Raw genomic sequence first — 26,512 nt, forward strand, 5'->3', positions numbered from 1 at the left:
CTTCTGCTTGGCGTCGCCCCTTGCGGGGCGCTCCGTCTTAAGCCTGGGCGCCGGCCTTACGGCGACGCACCACGAAGATCGCACCGGCACCGGCGACGACCGCCGCACCGCCGACGAGGCTGATCATCGGCAGGGCGGAGCTGGAGCCGGTCTCGGCGAGGCTGCCGGTGACCTCCGGCGTGTTGCCGCTCGGCTTCTCGTCGGTGACGGGCGCCTTGCCGCCTTCCGTCGGCTTGGTGCCATCGGTGTCCGTACCGGCGGAGACGATCTGGAACTTGTACGAGATCTCACCGAAGCCGGTGCACTCGTCGTCGTTGTCGCCGTAGATCGTCGCGCCGAGCGAGAAGCCGGCACCGACCGGGGCGGACGGCTTGACGTTGAGGCGCAGCGGGATGTTGACCTGGTAGTCGGGCTTCAGCTCGTCGGTGTAGCCGACGTAACCGACCGCGTAGCCACCCGCGTTGAGGTCGACCCAGATCTTGTCCTGGGGGTCCCAGGCCTGGAGCTGGACCTTCTTGCTGGAGAACAACTCCTCGCCGTACTTGTCGGCGGAGGCCCCGGCGAAGAAGTCGAGGTCGTTGAGCGTGGAGTCGGAGTTGTTGACCACGTTCAGCGAGAACTTGTGCCAGCCGCTGCCCGCGGCGATCTTGCCGGGCAGGCCGGTGATGCTCACGTCGACCTTGGTGTCCGCACACACGGAGGGCTCGGGGTCCGGGGTCTCGGACTCCTCGGGCGCCGACGTGCTCGGCTCCGGGGCGGACTCGCTCACGGAGGTGCTCGGCGAGGGCGACGTCTCCGGGGCGGACTCGCTCACGGAGGTGCTCGGCGAGGGCGACGTCTCGGGAGCGGACTCGCTCACGGAGGTGCTCGGCGAGGGAGACGTCTCGGGAGTGGACTCGCTCACGGACGGGCTCGGGGTGGGCGTCGTTTCGTCGGTCGCGTACGCGGCCGGTGCCGCGAGCAGTGCCACCGGGGCTATGACCGCCGTTGCGGCCGCTGCTGCCATTGCGCGGCGAAGCTTCATGAAGACCTCGGAGAGTCCGGCGTACCGCGGGAGGCGATACGAACGTTGGGGGAGGCCTCCGCGTGTGGGGCGCGGGAGTGGCCCGTGGTTCGGCAGGTTTGATCCGTGAAACCTGTGAATGGTTGTGCTGGCATTCACAGAATTCTTATGTGGGCTGGGTCACACTCAAGACATTCTTGTGAAGGTGCTTCCCGTCCGCTTAGATCTGGACTTCGTGTCTGAAAAGCCGTCCGACGACCAGCCGTCGGCCCCGGAGATCCCCGACGACGTCTGGGAGCAGTTCACCCGCGACAACGAGCGGGACATCCACACCTCCGCCCCGAAGGAACCGTCCGCGCGGGCGCGCATGGTGACCGAGCGGCTGCGGCAGCAGGAGGCCCGGGGGGAGTCGTCTCCGGGGTGGCGCACCGGTCCGGCCTGGCAGGAGATGGGCGGGCGCGCTTCCCGGCGCCGCAAGCTGTGGGCCGTTCTCGGTGTGCCGGTCGCCGTCGCCGTGGCCTTGGTGGCCCTGAGGCCGTCGCTGCTGCCCGGCGACCCCTTCGGCACGGACGAGACGCGGGCCGCGGCCTCACCGCTGCCCGTCGAGACCGCGGCCCCCACCGCCGCGCCCGGGGCGTCGGACCCCGAACTCCCCACTCTGGACGAGCCGTTCGCCGGCTCCCCGGCGCTGCGCTGGGCCGATGGCGAGGCCGGTATCGTGCTGCCCGAGGCCAAGGCCGTCGGTTCGGTCCCCAAGGAGCGTGTGCAGCAGGCGCTCAAGCTGACGAAGAAGCTGCTGGTGGGCGCCAACCTCGACCCGAAGGCGGTACGCGGCGCCCGCCCCGAGGCCGCGCTCTCCGTGCTCGACCCCCAGCAGCCGGAACTCCTCGACGAGCTCGGCACCGCCCTGCGTTCCCCGAGCGAGAAGCACGACCCGGTGACGCTGTTCAGCCGTTTCGACCCCGACGAGGTGCGTCCGGTCGGCGACGTGGTCAAGACACGCGGGCGCATGACGTTCAAGAAGGGATCCCACGGGGGTGTGGCGATACGCGCCGACTACACCTTCGTCTACCCCGTCGTGCGCGCCGACGGCCCCGTCGAGGTCACCCGCACCATCGTGCGCCGGGTGCTCGACGTCGAACTCGCCGACCCCGCCCAGTACGAGGTCACCCCGGGCCGGCTGCTGCTCCTGGAGTACGACCAGGAGATCGGCAACTCCTCCTGCGCCGTCCACGACGGCTACCTGCACCCGGAGTTCTCGTCGAGCGAGCCCACGGGCGCGCCGCCGAGCGGCCCGACGACGGATCCGTACGACCGGAGCAAGGACCTCGACCGCGATCCGGACGAGTGCGGGACGGTGTCGCGCACCTGACGCCCTTCGGGGCGACTGCCGGTACGCAGGACGCCTGCTGGCGCAGGACGGCTTCCGGCGCGGGACTGCCGACGCAGAGCGAAGGGCCCCGCGGGGTGGAGCCGCGGGGCCCTTCTTCTCGTCAGCACCGACGTCAGGGCAGCGCCGGTGCCTGGAAGCGGCGCCGGGGGGTGCGCCGCTGGTCTCGACCGGACCCGACCGGACCATTGGTCTCGACCTCTGGCGGTCGGGCCATGCGGGTGTCCGCGGGGGAACTCGGGCTGTCTGCGCATCGTGCTGGATGAATGCGGCGCCCGCAACCGTTCGACCCATCCTTGGGTGCATTTTGAAGGTCCGCCGGCCGGCCCCGGGCGTCCCCGGAGCCGGCCGTTCTCATGGGTGACCGGGCTGCTGTCCCCTGCCGTCCGGTCACTTCCCTGGAGCGAGGTCCCACGACGCACGGCACGATCCGTACGTCTCATCGCTCCAGCGAGCCACGCGTGGTTTCTGTCGGGCCCGCGCCTGGCTGGCACGGACACCGGGACCAACGAAGCGGCTCGCGGGGCGGTCACGCGCCGTACGGGTGAGAAGGGGGCGCGCGTCTGTCCTGGGAACGGGGATTCAGATCCTGCCGCGGCACAGCTCCAGCAGGGTCATCGCGAGGGCGGTGCCCGGCTTGCCCAGCGCCTCCCGGTAGCGGCCGAGGACCTCCATCTCGCGGGAGAGGTTCACGCGCCGGCCGCCGGAGGAGATCCGGGCCTCCTGGATGACGGCGGAGACGGCCGCCCGTTCCTGGATCAGGCCGATGATCCGGTCGTCCAGCGCGTCGATGCGCTCACGGGCGCCGGTGATCACGCCGGCGGCCTCGGTGGTACGGGCGCCGGTCACGTCGGTGGCGTTCATGGGAATTCCTTGTCGTCAAGGGGTGCCCTGGAGCGGCAAGGCCCGGACGACGGCAGACGCCCCGGGCCTTGCCGGCCCGGGGCGCCTGGGAAGTCGCTTGTCAGTTGCTCAAGCAGCACGACCATGGCAGCCGGCAGGCCGGATGCCATAGGTAAAGACGAACGTCTGGTGCTGGAGCATGGGGCAAGTATGCCCCGCTCCCCGGGGGCGTCCAACACGGTTCGCATCCTGAGACGGCCCCGGTCCCCGGCGCCCGGACGGTACCCTGCGGCACCCCGGTAGAATCGGGTGGCACAAGACCCCCGCCCCACCGCCGGAAGGCACCCTGTGTCATCAGCGACTCCCGCTGCCAGCGCCACCGACACCGTCCTGGTCGTCGACTTCGGCGCGCAGTACGCCCAGCTCATCGCCCGTCGTGTCCGCGAGGCGCGGGTCTACAGCGAGATCGTGCCGAGCACCATGCCGGTCGCCGAGATGCTCGCCAAGAACCCCGCGGCGATCATCCTCTCCGGCGGCCCCTCGTCGGTGTACGAGGAGGGCGCCCCGAGCCTGGACCGCGAGATCTTCGAGGCCGGCGTCCCCGTCTTCGGCATGTGCTACGGCTTCCAGCTGATGGCGCGGACCCTCGGCGGCACCGTCGACAACACCGGAGCCCGCGAGTACGGCCGCACCGAACTGCACGTCTCCAAGTCGTCCTCCACCCTCTTCGAGGGCACCCCCGCCGAGCAGGCCGTCTGGATGTCGCACGGCGACGCCTGCTCCGCCGCCCCCGAGGGCTTCTCCGTGACGGCCTCCACGGACGTCGTCCCGGTCGCCGCCTTCGAGAACGACGAGAAGAAGCTCTACGGCGTCCAGTACCACCCCGAGGTGATGCACTCCACGCACGGGCAGCAGGTGCTGGAGCACTTCCTGTACCGGGGCGCGGGCCTGACCCCGTCCTGGACCACGGGCAGCGTGATCGAGGAGCAGGTCGCCGCGATCCGTGAGCAGGTCGGCGACAAGCGCGCCATCTGCGGGCTGTCCGGCGGCGTGGACTCCGCCGTCGCCGCGGCCCTCGTCCAGAAGGCCATCGGCTCTCAGCTGACCTGCGTGTACGTCGACCACGGCCTGATGCGCAAGGGCGAGACCGAGCAGGTCGAGAAGGACTTCGTCGCCGCGACCGGCGTGCAGCTGAAGGTCGTGGACGCGGAGGAGCGGTTCCTCAAGGCGCTCGCCGGGGTCTCGGACCCCGAGGAGAAGCGGAAGATCATCGGCCGTGAGTTCATCCGGGTCTTCGAGCAGGCCCAGGCCGAGATCATCGCGGACGAGGGCCCGGCGGTGGAGTTCCTCGTCCAGGGCACCCTCTACCCGGACGTGGTCGAGTCCGGCGGCGGCACCGGCACCGCCAACATCAAGTCCCACCACAACGTGGGCGGCCTCCCCGAGGACCTCGAGTTCCAGCTGATCGAGCCGCTGCGCAAGCTCTTCAAGGACGAGGTCCGCATGGTGGGCCAGGAGCTCGGCCTGCCGGAGGAGATCGTCCAGCGCCAGCCCTTCCCCGGCCCCGGCCTCGGCATCCGGATCGTCGGCGAGGTCACCAAGGAGCGTCTGGACCTGCTGCGCGAGGCCGACGCCATCGCCCGCGAGGAGCTCACGGCGGCCGGCCTCGACCGGGACATCTGGCAGTGCCCGGTGGTCCTGCTCGCGGACGTCCGCAGCGTCGGCGTCCAGGGCGACGGCCGCACGTACGGCCACCCGATCGTCCTGCGGCCCGTCTCCTCCGAGGACGCCATGACGGCCGACTGGTCGCGCCTGCCGTACGACGTCCTCGCGAGGATCTCGACCCGGATCACCAACGAGGTGCGTGACGTCAACCGTGTCGTTCTGGATGTGACCTCGAAGCCGCCGGGGACGATCGAGTGGGAGTAGGGCCTTTCGGACAGGCCCCTGCCCCTAGGTGCGCTTGATCGTGCGCAGGGGCTCGCCGGGTGTCCAGATCTGGACGACGAGGTACTTGTCGTCCTCGACGTAGGTCCGCACGACCTCCGTGAGCTCGGTACGGAAGAGGTGGAACGGCTCCGGCGGTTCCACCTCTTCGACGTATCCGGCCTTCGTCTCCACGTCGTCGACCTCGATCGCCCGGCCGCTGATCCGGACGTCGCCGCCGCCCATGCCGGTGCCCTCCCCGGGGTTCGCCTGGAGCGCGAAACGCGGGTCGCGGCGCAGGTCGAGCGCCTTGAGCGAGTTCGGCATCATGCCGAGCCACAGTTCGCCGTTCAGGAACCGCACCTCCAGTCCGCTGGTGCGGGGCGAGCCGTCCTTCCGGAGGGTGGCGAGGATGTGGTGCGTGTAGGCGCCGAAGCGCTTCTCGACGGTGCCGGCCAGATCCGGTTCGGCGGTGGCGAAAGCCGCCCAGTTCTCTGTCATACGGAGAGTCTGGCGCCGAAACCCGACATCCTCTGTCCGCTATTCGTGGGGTCGGGGAGACCGGGAGCGAAAGGGGTGCGCACTGGTGCGCACACGGCGTTCTCCGGGGCACTCGCCTCATCTTCACGAAACGGTTCTGTTCTTCCCTGCCCGACCGGCGGTAGCTTCCGCCCCGTACGTAGAACCAGCGCTGGAGGACCTATGCACGGGCCCACCCCGCCCCTGCCGCTGCCCACCGACCGGCTGCGGTTCGCGATGCCGCCGATGCACGAGTCGCTCGAGGACGAGCGTCGGCACCGCAAGGAACGGCTCGCGGGCGCCCTGCGGATCTTCGGGCGGCTCGGCTACGAGGACGGCGTGTCCGGGCACATCACCGCCCGCGACCCCGAGTACAGCGACTGCTTCTGGGTCAACCCGTTCGGGATTCCCTTCCGGCACGTCACCGTGAGCGACCTGGTGCTCGCCAACCAGGACGGCCAGGTCGTCGACGGCCGCTACCACGTCAACCAGGCCGCCTTCACCGTGCACGCCCAGGTCCACGCCGCCCGCCCCGACGTGGTCGCCGTCGCCCACTGCCACTCGGTGCACGGCCGGGCGCTCGCCGCCCTCGGCGAGCTGCTGGAGCCGATCACCCAGGAGAGCTGCGCCTTCTACGAGGACCACGCCCTCTACGACGCCTACACCGGCGTCGCCGTCGACGCGGAGGGAGGGCGGCGCATCGCGGCCGCGCTCGGCTCCCGCAAGGCGCTCGTGCTGCGCAACCACGGGCTGCTGACCGTCGGCGACTCGGTGGACGCCGCCGCCTGGTGGTTCGTATCGATGGAACGGTCATGCCAGGTGCAGCTGACGGCGCAGGCGGCCGGGCGGCCGGTCCGCATCGATCACCGGATGGCGGTGGCGACGCGGGAGCAGCTGGGGGGCGACCTGGTGGCGTGGATCAACTACCAGCCGATGTGGCAGGAGGTCAGCCGGAGTGAGCCGGATCTGATGAGCTGAGAGGCCGGCCCGTCAGAAGCCGCGGAGCACTGCCGCCTTGGCCAGGGCGAACTCCTCGCCGGTGAGCACACCGTCCCGGTACAACTCGCCCAACTCGCGCAGGCGGCGCAGCACTACGTCGTGGTGGTCGGCCGCGGGCGGTACGGCGGGTGCCGGGCTGGGGCCGTGCGCGTCGGCCTCGTGGTTCCCGGGCGAGGTGCGGGTGGACGGGTGCGGCAGCCGGGCGGTGACCGCCGTCCCGATGAGCGCGGTCAGCAGGTCCCGGCGGGCACTGCCCCACAGGACCAGGGCGTACGGGTCCTTCTCCGGCGGCAGTTTCGAGAACACCGTCTCGCGGGTGACGAAACGCAGAAAGCCGTCCTCGTGGCCGGAGTTCGGCAGCCACTCGACCTGGACCAGGTCACCAAGGTTGATGATGCGCGGGCCGGTGGCGCGTTTGACCCGCTCGGAGGTGTCGGCCCAGTCGATCCGTACCCGGCTCCCGTCGAAGGAGACCGTCCCGTCGGACGAACGCACCGGCACCGGAACCGGCGGGCCGTGCAGCAGACAGGCCTTCGCCGGCTCCTTCGGGATCCGGTCGAGAAGCAGCGAGCGGCGGATCTCCTCGGCGACGTACTCGGCGACTCCCGTCCGGTCGACGTCCACCGCCCGCCGGTACGGGTCGGCGCGTCCGGCAGCCGCCCGCCGGTCGCCTGGAGCAGCGGGTCGGCGCCCTACCGCAGCCGCAAGCGTAGCCCTGCGCGCTTGCGTTCGGGTTCGATGGCGCCTTCCGATACCGCCTCCAGCGGCCAGCGATCTCTCCGTACGTCTGCCGGAACAGCGGCACGGAGCGGTGCAGACCGGGCGTGATCCGGACCGTGCTGCCGTCGAAGGCCCAGGCCCCGTCACGCTGGATGATCTCGGCCATAAGGGAATTCTCGCAGCCAAGTCAATACGACGCACCGAAGTTCACCCGTGCTGACCTGACCGGGCGGACGCGGACCGGGTGGTGAAGGGATAATCCGCTGTCGTCGCACGGGAGTTGTTCAGCGGTGTTTCCGGGGTCCGGAAGACCGACGGTGGTTGGGTCGCGGGAAGGCGGGCGTCGGGCGTGACAGTGCGCGAGTCGGGACAGGGCGGCGCGGACGCGGGTGCGTATACGGACGCGGGTGCGTATGCGGACGCGGGTGCGTATGCGGGGCGGTACACCGGTGGGGCCGCGGGTGCGTATGCCGGTGGGTATGCGGGCGGCCGAGGTGGTGCGCAGGGAAGTGTGCCCGGAGGTATGCACAGCGGTGTGCACGGAGGTGGGTGCGCCTGTGGGGACTGTCCGCACGGGGCGCGTGAGGGGCATCGGCGGGCCGTCGCCGCGTTCCTGCGCAGACGCGACGAGTTCGCGGCCGGGCAGGGGCTGCCGGCCGCGGTGGCCCACTCCGCCTCGGCTTCCCGCCAGTGGGTCTCGGAGGAACTGGCGCAGTCCGCGGAACTCGTCGCCGAGCGCGGCCGGGCCGAGGGCAAGGCCTGGCTGGCCGGCCTGTGGCGCCGCACGGCGGGTGTGGTGTGGGCGGCCGTCGTGTTGTTGCTGCTCGGGCAGTCCCTCACCGCGGTCGGCGCGGGCTGGACGGCGGCCCGTACGGCCGGGCTGGCCGCCGCGCTGGTGGTCGCCGGGGCGCTGACGGCGGCGTCGTGGTTCCACCGGGCGAAGGGCGGTGCGCTGGCCCCCCTCATCGGTGAGGACAACCGGCTGTCCACCTCCCGTACGGTCGCCGGGGCGTGGGTGCTCTTCGTGGCCTACTCGGTGCTCGTGCTGGCCGGGCGGCTGGTGGGCGCTTCCCGGCACGCCGACCGGGACGCTCTGCTGTCCGGGCTGGAGCTCGCCCGCGGGGCGGGGGTCGTGACCGTGCTCGCCGTGGTGTGCGGGATCGCCGTGCTCGTGCGGCGGGTGGTCGGGCTGCGGGTGCTGGGGCAGCGGCTCCAGAAGGTGCCGGCCGACCGGCCACGAGCCGCCGACCTGCTGACCGACGACGCGGGCCGGGGCACCTTCGCCGACATCCAGTACGTCGTGATCAGCGGCGTCGCCCTGGTCTTCGCGGCGGTACGGCTGGCCAGGCGGCCGGACCAGCTGCCGGATCTGCCGTGGGGGCTGGCGGTGGTGGTCCTGGTGTCGGCGGCGACGTACCTGGCCGGCAAGTACGCGGAGGGTGGCCGGCCGGTCATCCTCTCCGTCGTGCGGTCGCGGGAGGCGGGGGACCTGGACGGGCCGATCCGCACGGGCGACGACATCGAGATCCGGGGCGCCGGATTCGTGCCGCCGGGTGCGCAGGGGGCGGACCGGCTGGCCCGGATGGTCGTCCGGGTGGGTGCCGTGCATGTGCACGTCCCGTTGGTGCCGGTGCCCGGGGGATTCAGCAACCCGACGGACACGCTGCTGACTGTGCCGGTGCCGGCGGATGTGGAGCCGGGGCGGGTGGAGGTGCAGGTGGTCACGGCGGCGGGGGTGGAGACGAACCGGTATGCGGTTGACGTGACGGAGTGAGGGCCGGCTGTCCTGCCCTGGCTGCGGGCATTCGTGCCGCTCGGGGCCGGGCTCCCCGGTAACAAAAGCCGCCGCACAGGATTGAGCCGGGTCGGTTCGTCGTACGTATGGTCTGTTGAGGGGGTCTCGGCACCGGCGGGCGAGAGGCGGCTAGCAGCGATGACTCACGGCATGAGATCGGACACGCACACCCCCCACTTCAGCAGCGGAGGAGACTGGCGGGACACCGCCGTCCGCTACTCCCTCCTCCCTCTGCGGATCTTCCTCGGTATCACCTTCATCTACGCCGGCCTGGACAAGCTCACCGACAGTGCCTTCATGAAGGACGCCGGTTCCGGCTCGATCGGCGACATGATGCGTGCCGTCCGCGACTCCTCCGCCCTCCCCGCCCTGGTCGACCTCTCTCTGAAGAACCCTGTCGGCTTCGGGTACGCCATCGCCTTCGGCGAGCTGGTCGTCGGCATCGGCACCCTGCTCGGCCTGTTCGCCCGCCTGGCCGCACTCGGCGGCGCGCTGATCTCCCTCAGCCTGTGGCTGACCGTGAGCTGGGCCTCCGACCCGTACTACTACGGCAACGATCTCGCCTACCTCATGGCCTGGATCCCTCTCGTACTCGCGGGTGCTCCCCTGCTCTCCGTGGATGCCGCCCTGCGGTCGCGGCGACGGCAGAGGTCAGGGGGGTACCGGTAGCGAGCGACGGACAGTGGGCTTGGCGGCGGGCTGGCCTCTCGTCAGGCCGCCATGTCCGGGCCGGGCTCGTCGGTGCTGGTACGGCCCGAGGTGCGGCGTCGGCGTATCCGGCCCGTCAGGAATCCCACCGCGCCGGCCAGGCACAACCCGCCCGTGACGAGGGGGATCGCCACGAACCAGGGGGTCTCCCAGGTGCCGCCCGCGTCACCGGCGTAGAGGACGCCCGCCAGGGTGAGGACGGTGCCGGCGACCAGCTTTCCGGGGTGAAGTTCATGACGCAGCACGGGCCACCTCCGCCTGTCCCATGCCGACCTGGAGATCCAGGTCGATGGTGCCCGACTTCTTGACGCCCTCGGCGGGGGAGAGGGTTATCTCCTTGTGCCGGCCCGGTTTCACGTCCACGTCCTTCTTGTCGTCGCCCGGCAGCTGGAGGTCTCCGATCCCCACGTCGACGCTCAGCCGCACGGTCACGTCCTCGGGCACGAGCACCTTCACCTGGCCCACGCCGATGTCGGCGCGTGTCGTCACCGTCTGGTTCCGGCCTATGTCCACCCGGGTCAGGTCCAGGGTGCCGACGCCCGTGCCCAGGTCGTACTGCTGTCGCACGTCCGTCACCGAGGAGGGCTGCCAGGTCGTGCGGTCCCACTGTGTGCCGATGTTCTTGGGCAGCGCCGCAGAGGCGGCGAGCAGACCGGCCGTGATGATCGCCAGGAGGATCGAGCCGGCGCCGGTCCGCCCCAGGAAGGCGCTGACCGCTATGCCCAGGCCCAGGACGGCGAGTGCGCAGGACAGGCCGGTCTGGAGACTCGTGCCGAGCGGGTGCTGGTCCCAGGTCAGGGTCGTGCCCAGGGCACCCGCGAGCAGGGCCAGCAGGAAGACCCAGCCGCCGATCCAGCGGGGGCCGCGCGGCTTGGGTGGCCGGGTGTGCGGGGCGGGCGTGTCCTCGCGGTCGCGGGGCTGGACGCCGAGGCTGATGTTGACGGCTGCCGCCACGTCCAGGTCGCGGGAGTCGCGAGGGCCCCAGAGGTAGCCCGTGCCGCCGATGTGGGTGCCGTCCTTGACGATGGGGTCGCGCCACCAGGAGGGGGTCGTGAGGAACACCGGCGGCGCCTGAGGCTCCGGTGGGGCGTCGGCGACGGCCTGGGCGGCCAGCGGGTCGGGGCTGGGGGCACCGCGCTGCCGCGACCAGTAACCGGCGCCCGCGAGGAGGAGGGAGAGGACGACGGCGAAGGTCAGCACCCCGCCGTTGTTCAGCATGGTCAGGAACACTCCGCAGCCGACCAGCGCGAACAGCACGGCCGTCAGGGCCTGGCCGTCGACGCGGCCGGTCAGCAGCTTGCGCACCTCGTTCTCGTCCTCGTCGTCGTACGGGACGAGGAGCCAGGCGAAGCCGTAGAAGAGGAGGCCGATGCCGCCGGTGGCGGAGAGCACCGCGAGGGTGATCCGGAAGATCACCGGATCCATGTCGCACTGCCGCCCGAGCCCGGCGCAGACGCCGGCCAGGGCCTTGTGGCGGCGGTCGCGCCGGAATCTGTGCGGTGGTCCGGGCGGGATGGCCTCCCCGGCCGGGGAAGCCGCACCGGGCGAACTCCCCCTCTGTCCTTCCGCGCCCGCGTGCCCGTGCGAGCCCGGGGGCGCGGGGGAACCGGCGGGGGCGGCGCCCGCGGCGGGCGCGGCACCCTGCGGCCCGGCGCCCGGTGCGGGGCGCGGGCCGGAGCCGGGTCCCGGACCCGTCGCGGCGTGGTCGTGATCGGTCATGGGTCCATGGTGACGGGCGCGGCGGTGCGGCGGCAGTCGGAACGACCCTGGCCGGACCCTGATATCGGCCCTGAGGGACGGACCGGGAAGCGTTCGAGGGGCCGGGTTCGGAGATCAGGGGAGTCTCCGGGGCAGACCCTGATGCTCCGGCCTTGCGGCCGTGTGACCATCAATGGCATGTCGGAAGCCGCAGCAGCGCCACTCGCCGAACCGCGGCCGCCGCGCAAGCTCTACCGCAGCAGTGACGGACGCTGGCTGGGTGGTGTGGCGCGAGGGCTCGCCGGGCACCTCGGGCTGCCCGTGATCTGGGTACGGCTCGTCTTCGTCGGCCTGTTCATGGCCGACGGCCTCGGTGCGCTGCTGTACGCCGCGTTCTGGTTCTTCGTCCCGCTCGGCGTCGGCGGGGTCGAGGCACAGAAGCCGCCGACGCCGGTCGCCTCGGAGACCTCGCCCGACGGCCGTCGCAGACTCGTCGCCCGCAGACCCGACAAGGGCCAGATCGTGGCCCTGCTCCTCATGGTCGTCGTGGCCATGGTGTTCGTGGGCAACGTGAACCTCAGTGGTGGGGCCAGGGCGTATCTGTGGCCGATGGTGCTCGTCGGCGCGGGCGTCGCCCTGGTCTGGCGGCAGGCGGACAACGCCCGCCGGGCCCGCTGGGTCGAGGTCGGCCGCCGCCGGCGCACGGTCACGCTGCTGCGCTCGGTGGGCGGGGTGCTGCTGGTGACGGCCGGCGTCTCCGGCATCTTCGTGCTGCAGGGCTCCGCCGCGCACCTAGGCTCCGTCCTTCAGGCGGCGCTCGCGGTCCTCGTCGGGATAACGCTGCTCGCCGGGCCGTATCTGGTGCGCATGACCCAGGACCTCTCCGAGGAGCGCCTGATGCGCATCCGCGCCCAGGAGCGCGCGGAGGTCGCCGCGCATGTGCACGACTCGGTGCTGCACACTCTCACCCTGATCCAGCGCAGCGCGGAGAACGCGAACGAAGTGCGCCGCCTCGCCCGCGCCCAGGAGCGCGACCTGCGCACCTGGCTCTACAAGCCCGAGGGCACCGGCAAGGACGAGGCCGACGAACCCACCACGCTCGCCGACGCCGTGCGGCGCAACGCGGCCGAGGTGGAGGACAAGCACGGCGTGCCCATCGAGGTCGTGGTCGTGGGCGACTGCCCGCTCGACGAGAGAATCGCCGCACAGATGCAGGCCGCGCGCGAAGCAATGGTGAACGCCGCCAAGTACGGTGGCGAGGGCGGCGCCGTACAGGTCTACGCCGAGGTCGAGGGGAAGACGGTCTTCGTGTCCGTACGGGATCGCGGCCCCGGCTTCGACCTCGACTCGATACCCGCCGACCGGATGGGTGTCAGAGAATCGATCATCGGCCGCATGGAGCGCAACGGCGGTACGGCGCGGCTGCGCGCGGTACCGGACGGCGGCACGGAGGTCGAGCTGGAGATGGAGAGGGCGGAGAAGACGTCATGAGCGACCCGACCGAGGCGAACAGTACGGCGGGATCGGCGGAGGCGGCCGGGCCCGGGGAGCCGGGCGGTGGCACCGGCGGACGTCGTGTGCGCGTGGTCCTCGTGGACGACCACCGCATGTTCCGTACCGGGGTCCAGGCCGAGATCGGCCAGACCGAGCAGACCGGTGTCGAGGTCGTCGGCGAGGCCGCGGACGTCGACCAGGCGGTCACGGTCATCACCGCGACCCGGCCCGAGGTGGTCCTGCTCGACGTGCACCTGCCCGGTGGCGGTGGTGTCGAAGTGCTGCGCCGCTGCGCCCCGTTGATGGCCGACGCCGAGCAGCCCGTCCGTTTCCTCGCGCTGTCCGTGTCGGACGCCGCCGAGGACGTGATCGGCGTGATCCGCGGCGGGGCCCGCGGATACGTCACCAAGACGATCACCGGCACGGACCTCGTCGACTCCATCTTCCGTGTCCAGGAGGGCGACGCGGTCTTCTCCCCGCGGCTGGCCGGGTTCGTCCTCGACGCCTTCGCCTCCACGGACGCGCCGCCGGTCGACGAGGACCTGGACCGCCTCACCCAGCGCGAGCGCGAGGTGCTGCGGCTCATCGCCCGGGGATACGCGTACAAGGAGATCGCCAAGCAGCTGTTCATCTCCGTGAAGACAGTCGAGTCGCATGTCTCGGCGGTCCTGCGCAAGCTCCAGCTCTCCAACCGGCACGAGCTGACGCGGTGGGCGACGGCACGGCGGCTGGTGTGACGCGGGAAGTCCGGGTCGCCTGACGACGGTGGGAGCGGCCGAATCGGCGAAGGTGCTGTGGCCACGCCCGGTCACACCACCCGGGTGGCGCCCGTGAACGGCATCTCGTCGAGCGGGGCGACCCGGACCGGGGCGGAGGGGTTCGGGGCGTGGATCATCCGGCCGTTGCCCACATAGATGCCGACGTGACTGATGCCGGCGTAGAAGAACACCAGGTCGCCGGGGAGGAGTTCGGAGCGGGAGACGCGGCGGCCCGCGTCGATCTGGGAGTACGTCGTGCGGGGCAGGGAGACGCCCGCGGAGCGGTACGCGGCCTGGACGAGCCCCGAGCAGTCGAAGGCGTTCGGGCCGGTGGCGCCCCAGACGTAGGGGCTGCCGAGCTTCTGGTAGGCGTACGAGACGGCGGCGGCCGCGCGGGCGTTGGGCGCCTGCGTGTCGACGGGCCCGGGGGCGGCGAGGCTGTCACGGGCGCCCGTCGAGGAGCGTGAGGCGCGGTCCGTGCCCCTCGCGTCGCTGATGCGGGCACGTTCCTGCGCGCTGAGCCGGGACAGCAGCTGACGCGCGGAGCCCAGCTTGCCGGTGATCGTCTTCTTGTGCCGTCTCAGCTCCGTCTGCCGTGATTTCAGGGAGGTCAGCTCGATGCGGGCGGCCCCGCGCAGCTGCTCGATCTCCCGGAGCTGCCGGCGTACGCGCGCGACGTCGGCGTGCTGCCGGTTGGCGGCCCGCTCGACGAACTCGGCGTTCTGGAGGTACCGGTCGGGATCGTCGGACAGGGCGAGCTGGGCCGCGGGGTCGATGCCGCCCCCGCGGTACTGGGCGGCGGCGACCGAACCCAGTGCATCGCGGGCGGAGTTGAGCCGCGCCTCCTTGCGTGCCGCCTGGTCCTGGAGGTCCTTCAGCCGCTGGCCGGCCGCCTCTGCCTTCTCCTTCGCGCCGTTGTACTTCTCGGTGGCGACCTCCGCCTCCTGGTACAGCTCGTGCACCTTGGCCTTGACCTGACCGGGGGTGAGCTCGGGTTCGGCGTGTCCGGTGCCGTCGAAGCCCGTCGCGGTCGCCGCGCCCGCGAGGGCGATCGTGGCGGCCGTACGGGCCTTGTTGCCGTTCGCGGAGCGTTGGCGGGGCTTGCGATGCGCTGCCACCTGGGGGCCACGTCCTTTCCTGCGACCGCCGACGGGTGCGTACGGCCGCCAGGGGGAGCGGACGGGCGGCGTGCGCGTCCGGCGACGGCCCGCACAGGGGAAGCGGACCGCCGCCGGACCTTCTCGGCGGTGGTGTCCGACTGCCGCCCCTGGCCCGGGCGGCGGTGGGGAGCCGGGCACCTGGGGGAGGACGCTAAAGCTTGTCGCGGCGGCCCGGTGGCGGGTGCGCGGAAGTGTCCCGAGAGGACCGGCGGTGACCGTATGCGACCGTGACCTGGTCTCGCCGCCGTCGGCTTAACTCAGCGTGATGACCGATGCGCCGAATCATGGGCGCGGGACGGCGGGCGAGTGCTATAGGGCGCATATATGCGTCCGACGGGCCGGTGTCGGGCGGCTGTGGAGCCCCTGATTAGGCTCCGGCCTCATGGACGTACTCATCCACCTCTTCGTCGGCCTCCACATCATCGGCATCGCAGCCCTCCTGGGCGGTTTCCTCACCCAGATGAAGGCGATGGGCGCGGGCACCGCCCGCTACACCCCCGCGATGCTGCACGGCGCGCTGACGATGCTGGTCACCGGTGTGATCCTGGTCGGCCTCAACCAGGCCGACGACCAGACCGTGAACAACATCAAGATCGGCGTCAAGCTGGCCCTGCTGATCGTGATCCTCGGCCTGGTCTACGTGAAACGGGACGACGAGCAGGTGGACAAGGGCCTGTTCGGCCTGGTCGGGGCGCTGACCACGGCGAACATCTTCATCGCCGTCCTCTGGACCTGATCCGGCCGGGCAGGACGTAGGTCCGGGCCGAGGCGACCGCCCATGCGGTGGCCCCGAGCCACGCGGCCACCGCGACCCACAGCAGGACCTCCCCGAGGCCGTCGAGCCAGGAGACGTCGAGGGCGGCGGCGACGGCCAGTGCCGCCGCCGCCGTCTCGGCCCAGGTGAACACGGTCGCCCAGCGGCGGATGTCGTTACGGGGCCGGGGCCGTAGGAACTCGGCGGCGAGCAGGACGGCGCAGCCGGCCAGTGCGAGCACGAGCAGCACGACCGTCACATGGCGCAGGACGCCGCGGTCGTCGTCGTTCCACAGGTACATGCGTGCGCTGTCGGAGCTGATCAGCCGCGCCCCGGCCAGCGCCGAGATGGCGAGCGCCCCGCCCGCGAGCCAGTGATCGCCGCGCCCCTCGGCCACCTGCCGCACATCGAAACGGGCCAGGGCGAGGACGTACAGCACGAGCCCCAGCCAGAACAGCACCAGCGCCGCGTGCGCGAGCCAGGCCGCCGACTCCGCCGCGGCGAGCGTGGCGCCGAGCACGGCGAGTCCCTGCGTGGCCATGCAGCGCGCGAACACCGTCCCGGGCCGGCGCCGCTCCCCGTCCTGCGCGGGGAGGGCCGGCGGCACGGGCCAGAGCAGCACGGCCAGCACCAGCAGGGCCGCCGCCAGGGACTGCGAGCCGGCCGCCGAGAAGCCGGTGCCCAGGACGGCCGTCGCCGCCACGGTGGTGAGGGCGGCCGTCGCCACGGTGTCCAGGAGGCCCGGCACCGCCGCGTACGCCCGCCATCTCGTGCCGGCGAGCAGCAGCCGCAGGGTGAAGTCCGCGGCGAGCATCAGCCAGGCCGCGCAGGCCAGGCCGAGGGTGATCCGGGAGAGGACGCCGTACCCCGCCAGACCCAGACCGACCGCCAGGGTGCCGGTCGCCAGCACGGCGGCGCTCGCGGACGGCGCTCGCTGCGCCCACCAGGCGGCGGAGGGGGAGGGGCCGGGCATGGAGCCGATGCTAGGAGGCGCCGCGTCCGTTCCCTGCGGGGCACGCGCGCGTGCTCCTCAAAAACGCGTGAGCGCCCTCACGCGCGCGTGTCCTCGGTGACGTACGGGCCCTCAGGCCGGCCGCACCACGCTGTGGATCGACGACTCGCCGTCGTAGTAGATCGACTCCTCGCGCACATAGGTGCCGGGCTTCGGGGCGTGGATCATCATCCCGTTGCCGATGTAGATACCGACGTGGGTGATGTCGTCGTAGAAGAAGACCAGGTCACCGGGCCGGGCGTCGGCCAGGGAGACCGTGGTGCCGGCGTTGACCTGGTCGTAGGTCGTGCGCGGCAGGGTCACACCGGCGGCCTTCCACGCGGCCTGGGTGAGGCCGGAGCAGTCGTACGAGCCGGGGCCGACGGCGCCCCAGACGTACGGCTTGCCGATCTGGGCGCGGGCGAAGGCGAGCGCCTTCTCGGCCTTGGTGGCGTACGAGGAGTCGGCCGGGGCCGTCGAGGAGGAGGACGAGGCCGAGCCCGACGACGAGGACGAACCGCTCTCCTGCTGCTGGGCGGCATCCTCCTGCGCCTGCTGCTGTGCGGCCTGCTGCCGGGCCAGCTCGGCGGCCTTGCGGGCGGCCTCCTGCTGCTTCGCCCTCTCGATCGCCGCGAGCCGCGCCTTCTCCTCGGCGGTCAGCTTCGACAGCAGTTCGCGCGCGTCGGCGAGCTTCCGCTGGACGGTCGCCTTGGCCGTCTTCAGTTCGCCCTGCGTCTCGTTGAGCGTCTCGAGGCTCTCGGTGGCCTCCTGGCGCTTCTTCATCGTCTCGGACTGCTGGGTGACGTAGTCGTCGACCGCGACCTTCTGACGGCCGGTCATCCGGTCCATCAGCTGGGTCCGGTCGAAGTAGTCCTGCGGGGTGTCCGCGAGCAGGAACGTCGCCGTGTCCGGGGCGGAGGCGCCGGTGCGGTACTGGGCGGCGGCGAAGGAACCCAGCTTCTCCCGCGCCTCGTTGAGCTTCTGGGTTCGCTGCGCGACGCCGTCGAGGAGGGTGTCGACCCGCTTGCGCTGCTTCGCGGTCTTCTCCTTGGCCGCGTTGTACTTGTCGGTGGCCGACTCGGCCTGGCGGTAGAGGTCGTCGACCTTCTTCTCGACTTCCTCCAGGCTCGGCTTGTCGTCGGCCTCGGGGGCGGCGTTGGCCGACTGGGACAGCAGGGCCACGGACGTGAGGGCCGCCGTTGCGAGGGCGGGGGTCCGTATGCCTGCGACGCGCGTACCCGCGGGACGCGACTTGCGGTGCGACGCCAAGGGAGGCGACTCCTTCCATGCTCCGCCTACCGGGTTAGCTGTCGGGTTCGGGCGGGTACATCGGAAGGGTTGCCCTACGGCCGTCTCCGCGAAGGGAGTGGGGCCGATTCACCCCAGAGTTCTCGGTTGGGTCCCCGGCTCCGGCTGCCGCTGCGGCACACCGGACTCGGCGGTGGCCGCGCGGCCCGGCGACGTTCGCCGGAGGGGGTCGTGCGGCCTGCCCGCACGGTAGCCAACTCGTGTGGCCCTTGTGAAGGTTGATGGGTGATATGCCCGATACATTTCTGTGACCTTATCCCGGAGCGTCGCCGAGAGTGATCGATCGCGGGGGGTTGGTCACGAGTCGTCCATGAATGTGACGGTCATAGCGCACCGTGATCATGCGGCGATACAGGGTGACGAGGGGGGTCTTTCGGTGATGTTCTCAGGGCGGCGGCGGGCTGTCAGTGGGGCGCCCTAGACTCGGAGAGCGATGAGCAGCCTCTTTGACGACAGCTTCCTGGCGGACCTCCAGGCCCAGCGGGGCCCCGCGGACGAGCCCCCGCCGCCACCCGAGGACGATCACGTACCGGAGCAGGTTCCGGACGATCTGTTCGGCGGGAAGTTCGACGTGCCCCCGGACCGGGACGCCTACTACCGCGACGGCGCCCCGCGCCCGGTGGTGGACACCGCCGCCCTCCTGGAGGGGCTGAACGACAACCAGCGCGCGGCCGTCGTCCACTCCGGCTCCCCGCTGCTCATCGTGGCCGGCGCCGGCTCCGGCAAGACCCGCGTGCTCACGCACCGCATCGCCCACCTGCTCGCCGAGCGGGGGGTGCACCCGGGCCAGATCCTCGCGATCACCTTCACCAACAAGGCCGCCGGGGAGATGAAGGAGCGCGTCGAGCACCTCGTCGGCCCGCGGGCGAACGCGATGTGGGTGATGACCTTCCACAGCGCGTGCGTGCGCATCCTGCGACGCGAGAGCAAGAAGCTCGGCTTCACGTCCTCCTTCTCGATCTACGACGCCGCCGACTCCAAGCGCCTGATGGCCCTGGTCTGCCGCGACCTGGACCTCGACCCCAAGCGCTTCCCGCCGAAGTCCTTCAGCGCCAAGATCAGCAACCTGAAGAACGAGCTGATCGACGAGGAGGACTTCGCCGCCCAGGCCGCCGACGGCTTCGAGAAGACCCTCGCCCAGGCCTACGCGATGTACCAGTCGCGGCTGCGCGAGGCGAACGCCCTCGACTTCGACGACCTGATCATGACGACGGTCAACCTGCTCCGCGCCTTCCCGGACGTCGCCGAGCACTACCGCCGCCGCTTCCGCCATGTGCTGGTGGACGAGTACCAGGACACCAACCACGCCCAGTACGCCCTCGTCCGGGAGCTCGTCGGCACCTCCGAGCACTCCGTCGACGTACCGCCGGGCCCGGACGACGTCCCGCCCGCCGAGCTGTGCGTGGTGGGTGACGCCGACCAGTCGATCTACGCCTTCCGCGGCGCGACGATCCGCAACATCCTCCAGTTCGAGGAGGACTACCCGGACGCGACGACGATCCTGCTGGAGCAGAACTACCGTTCCACCCAGACAATCCTCAGCGCGGCCAACGCGGTCATCGAGCGCAACGAGTCCCGCCGCCCCAAGAACCTGTGGACCAACGCGGGCACGGGCGCGCAGATCACCGGCTACGTCGCCGACACCGAGCACGACGAGGCGCAGTTCGTCGCCGACGAGATAGACCGCCTCACGGACGCCGGCGAGGCGAAGGCCGGCGACGTCGCCGTCTTCTACCGCACCAACGCCCAGTCCCGTGTCTTCGAAGAGATCTTCATCCGCGTCGGCCTGCCCTACAAGGTCGTCGGCGGAGTCCGCTTCTACGAACGCAAGGAGGTCCGGGACGTCCTGGCCTACCTGCGTGTGCTGGCCAACCCGGAGGACTCGGTGCCGCTGCGCCGGATCCTCAACGTTCCCAAGCGGGGCATCGGCGACCGCGCCGAGGCGATGATCGACGCCCTGGCCCAGCGCGAGAAGATCAGCTTCCCGCAGGCGCTGAAGCGCGTCGACGAGGCGTACGGCATGGCCGCGCGCTCCACCAACGCCGTCAAGCGGTTCAACACGCTGATGGAGGACCTTCGTACGATCGTCGAGTCCGGCGCCGGACCGGCCACGGTGCTGGAGGCCGTCCTGGAACGCACCGGGTACCTCGCCGAGTTGCAGGCCTCCACCGACCCGCAGGACGAGACCCGGATCGAGAACCTCCAGGAACTCGCCGCCGTCGCCATGGAGTTCGAGCAGGAGCGCGGCGAGGACACGGTGACCCCAGGGGCTGCCGCCCCGGGGGGCACGCTGTCCGACTTCCTCGAGCAGGTCGCGCTGGTCGCCGACTCCGACCAGATTCCCGACGAGGAGGACGGCGACGGCGTCATCACGCTGATGACCCTGCACACCGCCAAGGGCCTGGAGTTCCCGGTCGTCTTCCTGACCGGCATGGAGGACGGCGTCTTCCCGCACATGCGCGCCCTCGGCCAGACCAAGGAACTGGAGGAGGAGCGGCGCCTGGCGTACGTCGGCATCACCCGCGCGCGGGAACGGCTGTACCTGACGCGGTCCACCCTGCGCAGCGCCTGGGGCCAGCCGTCGTACAACCCGCCCTCCCGCTTCCTGGAGGAGATCCCGCCGGCCTACGTGGAGTGGAAGCGGACGGGAGCGACCGCGCCCGCGTCCTCCGGGCCGGTCTCCGGGGTGGCGGCCTCGCTGTCCTCTTCCCGTTCGCGTTCGTCGGCGTCGGGCGCGTCCGGTTTCGCCACGCGCCGCACCTCCGAGAAGCCGGTCGTGGGGCTGGCGGTCGGGGACCGGGTCACGCACGACCAGTTCGGGCTCGGGACCGTCGTCGCGGTCAAGGGAACGGGCGCGAACGCCGAGGCGACCATCGACTTCGGGGACACCAAGCCGAAGCGCCTGCTGCTGCGGTACGCGCCGGTGGAGAAGCTGTAGGCCAGAGAGACCAGCCCCTGCCGGGCGACCGGCGGGGGCTGCCGGGACGTTACGCCGGGTCGATGCCGTGACTGCGCAGCCACGGGAGCGGGTCGATCGCCGAGCCGCCGGCCGGACGCACCTCGAAGTGCAGATGAGGGCCGGTCGAGTTGCCGGAGTTGCCGGATCGCGCGATCGGATCGCCGGCCTTCACCGTCGTACCGGAGGGGACCGTGTAGGTGGAGAGGTGGCAGTACCACGTCTCCGTGCCGTCCTTCGCGGTCACGATCATCATGTTGCCGTACGCGCTGTTCCACTGCGTGCGTACGGTGCCGTCGGTGGCGGCCATCACCGTCGTGCCGTACGAGACGGGGAAGTCGATGCCGGAGTGCAGAGACATCCAGTTGATGCCGGACTGGCCGTAGTAGGCGCTGAGTCCGTGCCGGGCCACCGGCAGGGCGAACTTCGGGCGCAGCCGCTCCTTGCGGGCCGCCTCCTCTGCCGCCCGCTTCCGCTCGGCCGCCTGCTGGGCCTTGAGGTCGATGCGCTCCTGCGTACGGCTGGCCCGGTCGGCGAAGTCGTCGGCGCCGGCCGCGAGGCTCTGGAGCTGTGTGTCCAGCTTGTTGTTGGCGGCGGCCGGTTTCACCGGCTGCGCGTCCGCCGCGGTCGTCTGCGCCTCCACGGCGCCGTCGTCGGTGAGGCTGCCGACGGAAGCGGCGGCGATCCCCGCGACGCCCATCACACACGCCGAGGGCACCGCGATGGTCATCAGTGCCGAGCGCTTGGCGGGCGTACGGCGGCGGGAACGGGACCCGGCGCGCGAGGCCGCCCGTGAGGCGGCGCGCGGGCCGGCCTCTTCCTGGTCGTCCAGGAGCGGGGCGACGGTGGGCAGTTCGCCGGTGGCGGCCGGCTCGCCGTCGCCCGCGGCGGGGTCGTGAGAGGCCGCCCCGGCGGCTTCGTCGTAGGCGACCTGCTCGAACGTCGCGGTCTCGTGCTGCTCGAAGGTTTCGCCGTGCTGCTCGTACGCGTCGGGGGCCGGTGTGGCGGCGCCGTCGGTGTTCCACTGCGTGGCGTCGTAGGCACCGGTGTCGAAGGCCTGCGTGCCCCATTCCCATTGCTGGGTTGGGTCGGCCGGATTGCCGGACTGGTCGGGCTGGAGCCAGGTGCCGGCGTCCCACTGCCCGGTGGCGTCCGGGGAGGTGGCCTGCGGCGGGATGACCGAGAGCGGCTGCTGCTCGCCCGTCCAGGTCGTCGTGTCGTAGACGCCGGTGTCGTAGGCGGCGTGGTGCTGGGCCGCGTACGCGTCGTAGTGCGGGTTCTCATGCGTGCCGGTGGGCCAGTGGCCGGTGTCGTACGTGCCCGTGTCGTGGCCGCTGCCCGGCATGTCGCCGAAGAGGGGATCGTTGGCGAAGGTCGCGGTGGTGTGGCCGGTGGCGGCGAAACCGGTGCCGTCCGTACCGGTGGTGTCAAATCCGGTGGCGGCGTAGTCGCCGTACGTGGTGAAGTCGCCGTACTGGGCTTCCTGGGTGCCGTACGACGCGTAGTGCGCCGGGTCGGCGTCGGAAGCCGGAGCCGGGGTCATGGTCCCCGACGGGTGACGGTCGTTCACCAACTTCTCTTTCGCCTCGACAACAGGGGCTGCCAGAGCAGTGCGGCGACTGTACCCGGCGGTACGCGGGCACGACAATCTTCGGCAGGTTTCGTGCGCGCAGGAAACGGGCATTCGGCCGTGTTTTGGCGGACTGCGGGCACGGGTTTGGCCCTGTGTTCGAAGTCTGTTCGAGGCTGGTCGGTGCTTCGACGCTACGTGTCGGCTGTATGACGAGTCTCAGGCCACCGTCAGACCGCCGGTCCGGCCGGCGGACGGTTCACCCGGGCGGGCCGTGTCGAGAACCTGCCGTACTCCGTTGGCGACGGCGGGGTGCACAGGCAGGGCGAGATGGCCGATGCCGGTCACCCGCACGTTCTCAGCCGTCAGATCGGGATGGTCGATACAGGCCGTCTCCAGCGGATCCATCACGTGGTCCAGGTCGCTCCAGAAGCTGACGAAGTGCGTACGGCAGCCCGGGGCCGGCCGAGTGAGCTCCTCGAGCACCGGTGAGCCGGGGCGCATCTGGCGCACGATGGGGTGCGCGTTGGCCAGGGGCACCACTCGGGTGCCCGAGTGCGGTGTGCCGAGTGTCACGAGGGTCCGCACGCGCGTGTCGCCGCCGAGCCGCTGCACGTAGTAACGCGCTATCAGGCCGCCGAGGCTGTGCCCGACGACGTCGACCTGGGGCGCGCCGGTGCGCTCGCAGACCTCCTCTATATGACGGCCGAGCAGCTCGGCCGCGGCGCGTATGTCGCAGGTCAGCGGCGAGTAGTTGAGGGACTCGATCTGCTGCCTGCCGTGCTGGGCGAGGCTGCGGCGCAGCAGGACGAAGACCGAGCGGTTGTCGATGAAGCCGTGCAGCAGGACGACCGGGGGCTTGGCCTCCGTGGGCAGTTGGGCGGCGCCGGCTGCGGGCAGGGCCGGGGCGGGGGTCCGCCGCTCCTGCGTGATGCCGGAGGGATAGAGGAGGAGATGCCCGGCCAGAATCGCGATCTCCAGGGCCGTGGCCTTCAGGAGCGCCAGGGAGAGTCCCGCCAGCCGGCTCGGCAGCAGACGCTGGCAGAACGGAAGAAAGGGCAGAACAGCCCCGGTGACCTTCATGGCCGACCTCCTGTCGGCACGCGGGAGGACAGCCGCCCCCCGTGTGCCCTCGTGGAAAGCAGCGGCGAAGACGGCAGGCGACTGTGTGAGCGGCGTGAGCCGCGGGGACGGAGCGCGGCTTGTGGCGCATGTGACGCCCGTGGTGCGACGAGGTCCCCTGTCGGTGTGGCGACGAGGCTCCCCGCTGTTGCGCCGTGTCTGCCCTGCGTGCTGTGCGTGCCCTGCGTGTCCCGCGTGCCTTCGCCGAAGTGCCGTACCGCCGCTGTGCGTGGTGGGTGGGGCGGCGGTACGGCGACTTCGTCGCGGCTCCCCTTGCGCTTGTCCCATCGTGTGATTTCCCCCTCGGTCCGCACCGCGAAACTGCCGGTTGCGGGATCCTGGAGATAACGTTCGTTCACTTGCCCGGACGGTTCGGGGCGGGGTGTCCGTGCTGTACGGCGTGCGCGATCTGTGCGGTACTTGTCGGTACGGATGGATGTAGTCGCTTCATGGAGGCAGTGATGGGTGTGGCAGCCGGTCCGATCCGCGTGGTGGTGGCCAAGCCGGGGCTCGACGGCCACGATCGCGGGGCCAAGGTGATCGCGCGGGCCCTGCGCGACGCCGGTATGGAGGTCATCTACACCGGGCTCCACCAGACTCCCGAGCAGATCGTCGACACGGCGCTCCAGGAGGACGCCGACGCGATCGGGCTGTCCATCCTCTCCGGCGCGCACAACACGCTCTTCGCGGCGGTGATCGACCTGCTCAAGGAGCGGGACGCGGAGGACATCCTGGTCTTCGGCGGCGGGATCATCCCCGAGGCGGACATTCCCCTGCTGAAGGAGAAGGGCGTCGCGGAGATCTTCACGCCCGGCGCGACGACGGCGTCGATCGTCGACTGGGTCCGGGCGAACGTACGCCAGCCGGCCGGGGCCTAGGCCTCCGGCGGTGGCGCCGGGTTCCGGGCCGGTGGTCCGGGGTGTCGTCGATGGGTGGTCGCCCTCTGGCGTGACGGCAACACGCTCGGCCGCTGCGGCTCCTGCCGGCTCCGTGATGCGGGCCGGGGTCAGGGAGTGTTCAGCTCCTCGGCCATCGCCGCGCGCAGGCGCAGCGTCGTGACCAGGCGCTGAAAGGCCTCCGCCCAGTAGCCTCCGGCGCCGGGTGACGCGTTCTCCGGCTCGTCCGGTACGGCCAGCAGGGCGTCCAGGCGGCCGGCCTCGGACGGGTCCAGGCAGCGCTCGGCCAAGCCCATGACTCCGCTGAAACTCCATGGATAACTCCCCGCGTCCCGCGCGATGTTGAGTGCGTCCACCACCGCCCGGCCGAGCGGCGGCGCCCACGGCACCGCGCACACCCCGAGCAGCTGAAACGCTTCGGACAGGCCGTGCGTCGCGATGAAGCCGGCCACCCAGTCGGCCCGCTCGGCGGCGTCCAGCGTGCCGAGCAGCTTGGCGCGTTCGGCCAGGGACACCGCGCCCGGGCCGCCCGCCTCCGGTGCCGAGGGCTCCCCGAGCAGCGCGCGCGACCACTCGGCGTCCCGCTGACGCACGGCGGCCCGGCACCACGCCGCGTGCAGTTCGCCCTGCCAGCCGTCCGCGACCGGCAGGGCCACGATCTCCCGGGGTGTCCGTACGCCCAGCCGCCGCGACCAGGTCCCGAGCGGGGCGGCCTCCGCCAGCTGGCCGAACCACCACGACCGTTCCCCGCGCCCGGCGGGCGCCTTCGCCACGACGCCGTCGCGCTCCATGTCCGGATCGCACTGCTGCGGCGCTTCGACGGCGATCGTCGGCGTGGCCGCAGTGGCTCCCGAAGCCGCAGCGATCCCTGCTGCCTGGACGGTCTGGGTGTGGTCGATGGCCACGCACGCCTCCGCCCTGACCGCCATCCGCGCGGCGAGCGCCGAACCGGGCAGCGCCGACAGCAGTTCCGCCGCCGTCGCCCGGACGTTGCGACTGCGGTCGGCCAGGGCCTGCTCCAGGAACGGCTCGTCGTCCGGGCCCAGGCCCGTGCGCAGGGAGTCGAGGAACATCAGCCGGTCCTCGGCCCGTTCCGTCGACCAGGTCGTCGCGAGCAGATCGCGCGCGGCGGCAGGGTCGCGGGAGCGCAGGGCGGACAGCAGGGCGACCCGTTCGGCGAACAGCCCCTCCTGCCACAGCTGCCGGACGCTGTCGTCGTCCTCGAGATGCGGCAGGGCCGCACCGCCGCCCGGTGTCGAGCGCAGGGCGAACCGCCAGTCCGGGTTCAGCCGCGCCAGCCACAGGGCCCGCGGCCCCGCGAACTCCAGCGCCGCCGGACGCAGGTCGGTACGCCCCCGGGCCGCGTCCAGCAACGCGGGAAGCATCTGCGGAGGCGGTGCGAAGCCACGGGCGTTGGCCGCCGCGAGCCACTGGGGCAGCAGCTCCGTCAGGTCGGGCGCGGTGCCCCGGCGGCTGCCGCCGGACGCGCCGGGGCGGTCGGCCAGCAGCAGCGCGAGTCTGCGGGCAGCCGCCGGCGGCAGAGGCGGACGCGGGTCCTCCGGGGCCGGCTGCGGACGCTCCGCCGCCCGCGCCGGACGCAGACCGGCCCGTCGTCGTACGGTCTCCGCGGCCGCCGCGTCCAGCAGGGCCACCGGTGCCTCCGGGCCCGGCCCGGTGCCTGGCGGGGTGCGCCGGTCCGTGCCCAGCAGTGCCGTGGTGACGAGCCCCTCCCAGGCGCCCGTCACGGGCGCGTCCACAGGAGCGGAGGTCCTGTTCATGAGCTTCCTTTCCATGGGGCGCCCGGAGGTGGTTGAAGGCTCACTCTTACCGGTTGTCCCGGGATGCCTGAAAGATTCGTGGATTTGAGAGAAGGGTGGGTCGGGTCGGAAAGGCCGGGCCACC

General features: G+C 71.6%; 21 protein-coding genes, 1 pseudogene and 1 riboswitch. Of the genes and pseudogenes, 10 read left to right on the forward strand and 12 right to left on the reverse strand.

The features are described from left to right. Positions 1-37: 37 nt before the first annotated feature. On the reverse strand, positions 38-1,024 hold the full coding sequence (locus AOQ53_RS39735; protein WP_059424936.1) for an LAETG motif-containing sortase-dependent surface protein: 987 nt from the start codon (positions 1,022-1,024) through the stop codon (positions 38-40). Between the two features lie 214 nt (positions 1,025-1,238). On the opposite strand from AOQ53_RS39735, the gene AOQ53_RS39740 reads away from it, so the two are divergent. After that, positions 1,239-2,375 (forward strand): hypothetical protein, encoded by a 1,137-nt coding sequence (locus AOQ53_RS39740; protein WP_059425047.1) that lies wholly within the window; start codon positions 1,239-1,241, stop codon positions 2,373-2,375. Positions 2,376-2,975: 600 nt separating this feature from the next. Here the strand turns inward: AOQ53_RS39740 and AOQ53_RS39745 are convergent. Continuing rightward, on the reverse strand, positions 2,976-3,257 hold the full coding sequence (locus AOQ53_RS39745; protein WP_059424938.1) for a chorismate mutase: 282 nt from the start codon (positions 3,255-3,257) through the stop codon (positions 2,976-2,978). A 327-nt stretch (positions 3,258-3,584) separates the two neighbouring features. Between AOQ53_RS39745 and guaA the strand changes: the two genes are divergently transcribed. Next, positions 3,585-5,165, forward strand: coding sequence for a glutamine-hydrolyzing GMP synthase (guaA, locus tag AOQ53_RS39750; protein ID WP_059424939.1), 1,581 nt, complete (start codon positions 3,585-3,587; stop codon positions 5,163-5,165). A 24-nt stretch (positions 5,166-5,189) separates the two neighbouring features. Here the strand turns inward: guaA and AOQ53_RS39755 are convergent, their stop codons facing one another. Next, on the reverse strand, positions 5,190-5,663 hold the full coding sequence (locus AOQ53_RS39755) for a pyridoxamine 5'-phosphate oxidase family protein (protein ID WP_059424941.1): 474 nt from the start codon (positions 5,661-5,663) through the stop codon (positions 5,190-5,192). Between the two features lie 201 nt (positions 5,664-5,864). Here AOQ53_RS39755 and AOQ53_RS39760 point away from each other — a divergent pair, with 201 nt between their 5' ends. After that, positions 5,865-6,659: a class II aldolase/adducin family protein gene (locus tag AOQ53_RS39760; RefSeq protein WP_059424942.1), complete on the forward strand. Its 795-nt coding sequence runs from the start codon at positions 5,865-5,867 to the stop codon at positions 6,657-6,659. A gap of 12 nt (positions 6,660-6,671) precedes the next feature. Here the strand turns inward: AOQ53_RS39760 and AOQ53_RS39765 are convergent. Next, positions 6,672-7,566: pseudogene (locus tag AOQ53_RS39765) on the reverse strand (DUF4429 domain-containing protein). A 357-nt stretch (positions 7,567-7,923) separates the two neighbouring features. Here AOQ53_RS39765 and AOQ53_RS39770 point away from each other — a divergent pair. Then, positions 7,924-9,174, forward strand: coding sequence for a hypothetical protein (locus tag AOQ53_RS39770; protein ID WP_059424944.1), 1,251 nt, complete (start codon positions 7,924-7,926; stop codon positions 9,172-9,174). A 159-nt stretch (positions 9,175-9,333) separates the two neighbouring features. Further along, positions 9,334-9,864 carry a DoxX family protein gene (locus AOQ53_RS39775; protein WP_059424947.1) on the forward strand — a complete coding sequence of 177 codons (531 nt, stop codon included), beginning with the start codon at positions 9,334-9,336 and terminating at the stop codon, positions 9,862-9,864. A 41-nt stretch (positions 9,865-9,905) separates the two neighbouring features. Here AOQ53_RS39775 and AOQ53_RS39780 read toward each other — a convergent pair whose 3' ends face one another. Both AOQ53_RS39780 and AOQ53_RS39785 read right to left on the reverse strand, forming a co-directional pair. Continuing rightward, on the reverse strand, positions 9,906-10,148 hold the full coding sequence (locus tag AOQ53_RS39780) for a hypothetical protein (protein ID WP_059424949.1): 243 nt from the start codon (positions 10,146-10,148) through the stop codon (positions 9,906-9,908). Next, positions 10,135-11,622 (reverse strand): PspC domain-containing protein, encoded by a 1,488-nt coding sequence (locus AOQ53_RS39785; RefSeq protein WP_059424951.1) that lies wholly within the window; start codon positions 11,620-11,622, stop codon positions 10,135-10,137. The genes AOQ53_RS39780 and AOQ53_RS39785 overlap by 14 nt, the downstream gene beginning before the upstream one ends. Before the next feature lie 177 nt (positions 11,623-11,799). On the opposite strand from AOQ53_RS39785, the gene AOQ53_RS39790 reads away from it, so the two are divergent. Together AOQ53_RS39790 and AOQ53_RS39795 are read left to right on the forward strand one after the other, a co-directional pair. Beyond that, positions 11,800-13,092 (forward strand): ATP-binding protein, encoded by a 1,293-nt coding sequence (locus tag AOQ53_RS39790; RefSeq protein ID WP_059424953.1) that lies wholly within the window; start codon positions 11,800-11,802, stop codon positions 13,090-13,092. Further along, the gene (locus AOQ53_RS39795; protein WP_059424955.1) at positions 13,089-13,832 is read left to right on the forward strand and encodes a LuxR C-terminal-related transcriptional regulator; all 744 of its coding nucleotides are present in this window, start codon (positions 13,089-13,091) and stop codon (positions 13,830-13,832) included. Before AOQ53_RS39790 ends, AOQ53_RS39795 begins: the two co-directional genes overlap by 4 nt. A 71-nt stretch (positions 13,833-13,903) precedes the next feature. Here AOQ53_RS39795 and AOQ53_RS39800 read toward each other — a convergent pair whose 3' ends face one another. Next, on the reverse strand, positions 13,904-14,971 hold the full coding sequence (locus AOQ53_RS39800) for a C40 family peptidase (protein WP_059424957.1): 1,068 nt from the start codon (positions 14,969-14,971) through the stop codon (positions 13,904-13,906). Positions 14,972-15,395: 424 nt separating this feature from the next. On the opposite strand from AOQ53_RS39800, the gene AOQ53_RS39805 reads away from it, so the two are divergent. Next, positions 15,396-15,749: a hypothetical protein gene (locus AOQ53_RS39805; protein WP_059424959.1), complete on the forward strand. Its 354-nt coding sequence runs from the start codon at positions 15,396-15,398 to the stop codon at positions 15,747-15,749. On the opposite strand, the gene AOQ53_RS39810 is transcribed toward AOQ53_RS39805, so the two are convergent. Together AOQ53_RS39810 and AOQ53_RS39815 are read right to left on the reverse strand one after the other, a co-directional pair. Next, on the reverse strand, positions 15,727-16,740 hold the full coding sequence (locus AOQ53_RS39810) for an SLAC1 family transporter (RefSeq protein ID WP_059424961.1): 1,014 nt from the start codon (positions 16,738-16,740) through the stop codon (positions 15,727-15,729). The two genes, AOQ53_RS39805 and AOQ53_RS39810, sit on opposite strands and share 23 nt — an antisense overlap. A 111-nt stretch (positions 16,741-16,851) precedes the next feature. Next, on the reverse strand, positions 16,852-18,027 hold the full coding sequence (locus AOQ53_RS39815) for a C40 family peptidase (protein ID WP_059424963.1): 1,176 nt from the start codon (positions 18,025-18,027) through the stop codon (positions 16,852-16,854). Positions 18,028-18,035: 8 nt separating this feature from the next. After that, a riboswitch (cyclic di-AMP (ydaO/yuaA leader) is annotated at positions 18,036-18,209 on the reverse strand. Positions 18,210-18,499: 290 nt separating this feature from the next. On the opposite strand from AOQ53_RS39815, the gene pcrA reads away from it, so the two are divergent. Continuing rightward, on the forward strand, positions 18,500-21,004 hold the full coding sequence (gene pcrA, locus AOQ53_RS39820; protein WP_059424966.1) for a DNA helicase PcrA: 2,505 nt from the start codon (positions 18,500-18,502) through the stop codon (positions 21,002-21,004). Positions 21,005-21,053: 49 nt separating this feature from the next. Here pcrA and AOQ53_RS39825 read toward each other — a convergent pair whose 3' ends face one another. Continuing rightward, positions 21,054-22,592, reverse strand: a complete 1,539-nt coding sequence (locus tag AOQ53_RS39825; protein WP_078945719.1) for a M23 family metallopeptidase — start codon at positions 22,590-22,592, stop codon at positions 21,054-21,056. Between the two features lie 219 nt (positions 22,593-22,811). Further along, positions 22,812-23,675: an esterase/lipase family protein gene (locus AOQ53_RS39830; RefSeq protein WP_059424970.1), complete on the reverse strand. Its 864-nt coding sequence runs from the start codon at positions 23,673-23,675 to the stop codon at positions 22,812-22,814. A gap of 500 nt (positions 23,676-24,175) precedes the next feature. Between AOQ53_RS39830 and AOQ53_RS39835 the strand changes: the two genes are divergently transcribed. Further along, positions 24,176-24,592: a cobalamin B12-binding domain-containing protein gene (locus AOQ53_RS39835; RefSeq protein WP_059424972.1), complete on the forward strand. Its 417-nt coding sequence runs from the start codon at positions 24,176-24,178 to the stop codon at positions 24,590-24,592. A 128-nt stretch (positions 24,593-24,720) separates the two neighbouring features. On the opposite strand, the gene AOQ53_RS39840 is transcribed toward AOQ53_RS39835, so the two are convergent. Further along, a complete protein-coding gene (locus AOQ53_RS39840) occupies positions 24,721-26,388 on the reverse strand; it encodes a DUF5691 domain-containing protein (protein WP_059424974.1) in 1,668 nt (555 codons plus the stop codon). Positions 26,389-26,512 lie beyond the last annotated feature (124 nt).

The organism is Streptomyces azureus (assembly GCF_001270025.1).
Lineage (GTDB): Bacteria > Actinomycetota > Actinomycetes > Streptomycetales > Streptomycetaceae > Streptomyces > Streptomyces azureus.